Source organism: Alcanivorax sp. HI0083 (assembly GCF_001635175.1).
The window spans coordinates 1-755 of the sequence record NZ_LWFX01000222.1 but is presented as its reverse complement, the minus strand read 5'-3'; the positions used below and the strand labels follow the sequence as shown (position 1 = coordinate 755).

Here is a 755-nt window from a genome sequence, read left to right as displayed (position 1 = left end):
GCCTGGTCTTGGCGGTGAACGGCGATGATTCCATTCGCCGCCTGAAAGGACCGGGTCGCCCCATCAATCCGTTGGAGCGACGAATGGCGGTGCTTGCCGCCCTGGAAGCGGTGGATTGGGTGGTGTCCTTTGATACAGACACCCCGGAGCCTTTATTGGAAGCCATCAAGCCGGATGTGCTGGTCAAGGGTGGTGACTACAGCGTGGAAGAAGTGGTCGGCCACGAGTTTGTGAAGCGCTATGGGGGCGAGGTGAAGGTGCTCGATTTTATCGACGATATTTCGACGACCAAAATCGTGGAAAGAATTCGTCAGGACTGACTCTGCAACGAAGCTGCTGTAGGCGCGCCTCAAGCGGCGCTCCTACTGCTCGGCCCCGGCTTCTTTGCGGTGACGGGCCGGTGTCTTTCCCGTCCACCGCTCAAAGGCCCTGACGAAGGCCGCTGATTCACTGTAGCCGAGCAATTCGGCGATCTGCGCCACGCTGCGGCTGGAGTCGCTCAGGTAGCGTCTGGCCTTGTCTTCCCTGACCTGATCCATGATGCCCTGAAAGGGGCGGGCCTCCTTGCTGAGCTGGCGGCGGAAGGTGCGTTCCGGGATGCCGAAGGCCTGGGCTACCTGTTCGGCGGTGGGGAAAGTACGCACGAACAGGCTCAGGTAGGCGCTAACCCGGTTTGCCAGATGCTCGGTGGGGGCTTCCCGGCGGGCCAGCATGGCCTCGCACTGTTCCCGATACATGTCCTGGGCCATCTTGTT

General features: G+C 61.2%; 1 protein-coding gene and 1 pseudogene. One reads left to right on the top strand and one right to left on the bottom strand.

From position 1 onward, the window contains the following. A pseudogene (locus A3754_RS02440) lies at window positions 1-320 on the top strand (bifunctional heptose 7-phosphate kinase/heptose 1-phosphate adenyltransferase); the annotation flags it as partial. A 42-nt stretch (window positions 321-362) separates the two neighbouring features. On the opposite strand, the gene A3754_RS02435 reads toward A3754_RS02440, so the two are convergent. Next, window positions 363-755, bottom strand: a 393-nt coding sequence (locus A3754_RS02435; RefSeq protein ID WP_156496702.1) for a helix-turn-helix transcriptional regulator, incomplete at its 5' end; no start/stop codon positions are given.